At 70.1% G+C, this 6,125-nt stretch carries 3 protein-coding genes; all 3 read left to right on the forward strand.

All coding sequences use genetic code 11. From position 1 onward, the window contains the following. Nucleotides 1-64: 64 nt before the first annotated feature. Entirely contained in the window at nt 65-1,147 is a 1,083-nt protein-coding gene (locus tag AC31A1_RS44675; protein WP_489658805.1) for a glycosyltransferase family 4 protein, read from the forward strand. 11 nt (nt 1,148-1,158) lie between these two features. Further along, nucleotides 1,159-1,938, forward strand: coding sequence for a class I SAM-dependent methyltransferase (locus AC31A1_RS44680; protein ID WP_489658806.1), 780 nt, complete (start codon nt 1,159-1,161; stop codon nt 1,936-1,938). After that, the coding region (locus tag AC31A1_RS44685; protein ID WP_489658807.1) for a DUF3367 domain-containing protein at nt 1,935-6,125 on the forward strand (4,191 nt) is incomplete at its 3' end. The genes AC31A1_RS44680 and AC31A1_RS44685, both read left to right, overlap by 4 nt.

Genomic DNA, 6,125 nt, shown 5'->3' on the forward strand with positions numbered 1-6,125 from the left:
GCTCGGGTGGGGGGACCCCCACCGCGCCCCGTTTTCCCCGGTCGCGCAGCACCCCCAGGCGCCGGTGCCGCAACCGCGCCGGATCGTGTTCCTCGCCCACCGGGACCTCGGCAATGCCCAGGCCGGCGGCTCCGAACTCCTCGTGGACAGACTCGCCGACGGCCTGACCCGACTCGGCCACCAGGTCACCCTGTTGTGCGGTGGGCCTGCTGCCTACCGCGACTACCGCGTGGTGTCGGCGGGCGGTGCGTACGGTCATTTCCTGCGCGCCCGTTCCGCCTTCACCCAACAGATCGGTGACTGCGACCTGTTGGTCGAGGTGTGCAACGGCATGCCGTACTTCGCGCCCGTGTGGCATCGCGGACCGACCCTGTGTCTGGTCAACCATGTCCACACGGATCTGTGGAAGATGCGGTTCGGCGGGCCGATGGCGCCGGCCGCGCGGATCGGGCGAAGACTTGAGCACTGGGCGCTGACCGGGGCGCAGCATCGTGGGCTGTTGGTCGCGGTGTCTCCCTCGACCGCGGAGGCGCTGCGCGGGATCGGGGTCGAGCGGGACCGGATCCGGGTTGTCCATAACGGAGTTGAGGAGCCGGGGCCTCGGGCCGAGCGTTCCGTCGAGCCGCTTTTCGTGGCGGTGGGGCGGTTGGTCGAGTACAAGCGGATCGATCTGTTGCTGCGGTTGTGGGAGCGGGTACGTCCCGTGACCGGCGGGCGGCTGCTGATCGTCGGTGATGGTCCTGAGCGGGAGCGGCTTGAGCAAATCGCCGGGCCCGGTGCGGAGTTCACCGGGCATGTCTCTGAGGCTCGGAAACACGAACTGCTGTGTGCGGCCTGGTTGTTGCTGCACCCTTCTGCGCTGGAGGGGTGGGGGTTGGTCGTGACGGAGGCTGCGGCTCGGGAGACTCCGGCGATCGCGTTCGACGTGCCTGGGTTGCGGGACTCGGTCGTGGACGGCGAGACGGGTGTTCTGGCTCGCGGGGAGTCCTCGTTCGCGGCGGCCTGGTGTGCGTTGGCCTTGTCCGGGGAGCGGCGTGAGGTGATGGGCCGGGCTGCGCGTGCTCTTGCGGGGCGTTATCGCTGGGATCGGACTGTCAGACAGTTTCGTTTGGTGGCCGGTGAGGCGGTGAAGGGCTGGGGGTCGTGAGTTGGCTGCGGGTGCGTGGGGGCTGGTCGCGCAGTTCCCCGCGCCCCTTCAAAACTCGCCGGGATTGGAAAGATCCCTCTCTCCAGCGCTCCCTTGCCCTGTTTCGCGCCTTTCTGCATGAACAAGACGACCCGGAATTCTGCTACTCCCTCCTCGCCCGTGATGCTGCCGACCAGGTCGAGGCCTACGACGGGCCCGTCGCCGACCGCACAGTCGTGGACGTCGGTGGCGGCAGCGGGTATTTCACCGAGGAGTTTCGGCGGCGCGGTGCTCACACCTATCTCTTCGAGCCGGACGCAAGGGAGTTGGGGGCGAAACCGCCCGACGGGACAGTCATCGCCGACGGGTATCTGCTGCCCCTGTCCGACGGGGTGTCGGACGTGACGTTCTCCTCCAATGTTCTTGAGCATGTGGCCGATCCGGAGACGTTTCTCAGTGAGTTGGCTCGGGTGACCCGGCCGGGTGGGCTGATCTATGTGTCGTTCACCAACTGGCTGTCCCCGTGGGGCGGTCACGAGTGGGCGCCATGGCACTATCTCGGTGCCGAACGGGCCCGCGCCCGCTACCGGCGCCGTACCGGAAAGCCGGCCAAGCACGCTCTCGGCGAGAACCTGTTCGCCGTGCACATCGGCGCCACCCTACGGCAGGTGCGCGCCCGTGACGACGTCATGGTCGTCGCGGCGCGTTCCCGCTACTGGCCCTTCCTCGACCGAGCCGTCGTAAAAGCGCCCGGGATAAGGGAGTTGGCCACCTGGAACCTCCTCCTCATCCTCCGGCGGTGTCCACCATGACGGCGACCACGGTCCAGGCTCCGCCCCCGGCGGCCGACCCCACCACCACGGCCATCGCGGGTCCCCCGGAGGGGCCGAGGTCATGGCGCTGGCTGCTGGGGTTCTGGGCCGTGGTGTTCGTGCTGTTCCTCGCCGTGCACCCGGGGCGGCAGACCTTCGACACCAAGCTCGGCGTCACCGTGGACCCCGGCCAATTCCTGTCCGACCTGGGGCAGTTGTGGCACGACCGGGGTTCGTTCGGCGGTATCCAGGACCAGTACGCGGGCTATCTCTGGCCGATGCTCCCGTTCTACTGGCTCGCCCACGCCGTGCGGTTGCCGGTCTGGCTCGCGGAACGGCTGTGGCTGTCGCTCGTCGTGTCGGTCGCCTTCTGGGGCGCGCTGCGCCTGGCCGAACGGCTGCGCGTGGGCAGCCCCGCGTCCCGGCTGCTCGCCGCCGTGACGTACGCGCTGTGGCCGGTGTTCACGATCGTCGTGGGGTCCACCTCGGCTGCCGCCCTCCCCGGGGCCTTCCTTCCCTGGGTCCTGCTGCCGCTGACCAACGAGCGCTACACGGCCCGCGTCGCGGCCCTGCGCTCGGCGTTGATCGTCCCGTTCATGGGCGGCGTCAACGCGGCCGCGACGCTCGCCTCGCTCCTCCCCGTCGGCCTGTATCTGCTCTCCCGGCCACCCGGACCACGGCAGCGCAAGCTGCTCGCCTGGTGGGTGCCGGGGGTGATCCTGGCGACGGCGTGGTGGTGGATCCCGCTGCTCATGCTCGGTGTCTACGGCGAGAACTTCCTTCCCTACGTGGAGACTTCGCAGACCACGACCGACACCATGTCGGCGACGGAGGGCCTGCGCGGAGCCGGTGACTGGGTCGCCTATCTGCACCTCGGGGAGGCCTGGATACCGGCCGGCTGGACGGTCGCGTCCTCGGTGATCGTCATCGTCTGTTCGGCGCTCGCGGCGGGGCTGGGTCTCGCCGGACTGGCCAGACGGGACATGCCGGAGCGGCGCTGGCTGGTGCTGATCGCGGTGTCGGTCGCGCTGATCCTGTTCGCCGGGTACGGCGGCCCGTTCGGCGCCCCGTTCCACGGGGTGGTGCAGGACTGGCTGAACGGTCCGCTCGTCCCCTTCCGCAACATCTACAAGTTCCAGGCGGGCCTGGCCCTCGCGCTCGTCCTGGGCCTGGCCCACCTGGTGGGCGTGGCCGCCGAGACACGCGGGGCCCGCCCGGTGCCGGGCCGCCGGCTCGCCCCGCTGATCGCGGTGATCCTCGTGCTCCCCGGCCTGGCGTGGCCGTATCTCAACGGGTCGATCCTGAACCCGGGTTCGTTCCAGCAGCTCCCCAAGTACTGGCAGTCCACGGCGGACTGGCTGCACAAGTACTCCCCCGACTCCCGCGCCCTGGTCGTCCCGGCGACCGCGCACGGCATCTACACCTGGGGCTCCCCCATCGACGAACCCCTCGACGTCCTCGCCGACTCCCGCTGGGCGGAGCGCGATTACGTCCCGATGGGCACCCCCGGGAACCGCCGAGCGATGGACGCGGTGGAACAGGCACTGGCCAGCGGCGGCGAAGTCCCCGGCCTGGCCGACTACTTGAGCCGCGCGGGCATCTACTACGTCGTCGTACGCAACGACCTGGACCCCGACCAGATCGGCTACGTCCCGACGACCACCGTCAAACGCACCCTGGAACAGTCCGGCTACCAACGGGTGACGGGCCTCGGCCCGGTCATGACCGGCGGCCGCATCGCCGACGACACCCCACTCCAGGTAGAGGGCCTCTACCCGCGCCAACGGGCGGTGGAGATCTACGAGCCGACGAGCAAGGACGTGATCCGCCCCGGCCAGGCAGGCCTGACACCGGTGTCCGACACGGCGGTGGTCTCCGGCGGCCCGGAGTCCCTCCTCCCTCTCGCCACCGAACTCAGGGGTAGAGCAACGGTGTTGACGGGTGACAACCACCCGGGCCTGGGCTCACCCACGCTCCAGGTGGTCGGCGACGGACTGCGCCGCGCCGACACCCGGTTCGGCCTGGTCGACGCCAACACGTCGTACACATACACCCCCGGCGAACGCAACGCGCCCGACGCGGTCCAGGACGCGGGCAAGAAGCCGAAGCAGATCCTGCCGACGAAGGGCATCGCCCACCAGACGGTCGCGCAGCTGCGCGGCGCCCGTTCGGTGACGGCGTCCTCCAGCGGCAACTGGCTGTTCTCCCTGCCCCAGTTCGACCCGGTGAACGCCTTCGACGGCAACCCGGACACCGCATGGGCGGAGGGCGCGGCAGGCTCGGCGAACGGCCAGTGGCTGCGCATCGGCTTCGCGGGCGGGTCGTACGACATGCCGGGTTCGTTCAAGGTCACCCCGCTCCCGCAGGAGAGCGTGCGGGCGGCGGCGACGGAGCTGAGGGTGGAGACGGCGAAGGGTTCGGCGACCAGCTACCTCCAGCCGAACGGCATGACGCAGACCGTCAAGGCGCCTGCCGGCTCCACGAGTTGGATGAAGCTGACGATCGTCGACTCGGTCGCCCGCCACACCGGCCTGACCGGCGCGGGCTTCTCCGAGATCGCCCTGCCTCACGTCCAGGTCACCCGGCTCCTCAAGCTCCCCACCGACGCGAACACGACCGACGCCTCCGCCGAGATCGTCTCCCTGCACCGCACGGCCGACCCGACGGGCCTCTCCCCGACGGGCACGGAGGCGGGCCTGCACCGCACGTTCTCGACGTCGACGGCGGGAACGTACGAGATGAAGGCGACCGCGGTGGCGACCCCGGGCGAGGAGTTGGACAGACTCCTCTACGAGGTGGCCCCCGCCCAACAGCACCGCATCACGGCAACGGCGGACTCCACAGCCGCACTTGGCACGGGCCTCTCCGCCCGCAACCTCACGGACGGCGACCTGACGACGGGCTGGATGGCGGGCGACCGCCCGACGATCCACCTCACCTGGACCGGCAAACAGGCGGTCGGCGAAGTGGTGTTGGCCCCCGCGGGCGGCCTGTCGACGCGCCCGACCGAGGTGGACATCACGTCACCGGACGGTTCGACGATCGCGGGCGTGGACGGGAACGGCGTAACCCGCTTCGACCCGATAACGACGGACAGTCTGACCATCACGATCACGAAAACGGCCCCCCTGACCCTCCACAACCCGATAGCCGACGACAACCTCCAACTACCGGTGGGCCTGACCGAGGCCTACATCCCGGCCCTTGACCAGTACCGCACCCCCCAGCCGGACCCGTCCCGCCCCTTCACCCTGCCCTGCGGAAAGGGCCCGGTGGTGGCGGTGGACGGCGAGCTGTACCCGACCAGCGTGAAGGGGACGGTAGGCGACCTGACGGCACGGCGGGAGGTCGAGGTGACGCTCTGTCAGCAGGGCAAGGCGGACGGGGCGTTGGAGCTGGCGTCGGGCACACACCGGGTGGAGGCAGGCGACGCAGGCCCGCTGACCCTCACGGACGTGACGCTGACCCGGGGAACGGTCACCGAACCCACGCCACAGTCCCGCGAGTTGACGATCAAGGACTGGCTGGGCGACCGCCGAGAGGTGACGGTCGGCTCGGGCACGGCCTCGTACCTCACCACGTACGAGAACTACAACACGGGTTGGAAAGCCACCCTGAACGGCAAGGAGTTGACCCCGCTCCGCCTGGACGGCTGGCAACAGGGCTGGCGCGTCCCGGCAGGAGCGGGCGGCACGATCAAGCTGGCGTACGAACCGGCGACAACCTACGAGGCCGGCCTCATAGGCAGCGGAGTCGCCCTGGTCATCCTCCTGGCCCTGGTGATCTGGCGCCGCGACGAACCGAGTTCCGACGAGGTGCAACCACCCCCACCCTTGCCCGGCCTGTGGCTCGGCACGGTGGCGCTGACGCTGGTCGCAGTGGTGATAGCGGGCTGGTTCGCCCTCCTGGTCCCGGCATTGGCCCTGCTGGCCTACCGCAGACACGCGCTGCTGGTCCCGATCGCCTTCGTGGCACTGGCAGGGGCGGGCATCGCGGCGGCAACGGGCGCGGGCGAACCGGTAGGCGCAGGCGAGGGAGCGTTCAGCCGCACGGCCCAACTCCTCGCGCTGATCGGCTTGTTCGCGGCACTGGTAAGCGTCCGGGAGTGGAACGCCCCGATAGGGGCGCGGGGCCGTGACATTAGCGGCTCCGCCGCGCGGGCGCACCCAGCCCCCACCGGCCCGCAC

The organism is Streptomyces sp. P5F9 (assembly GCF_057961495.1).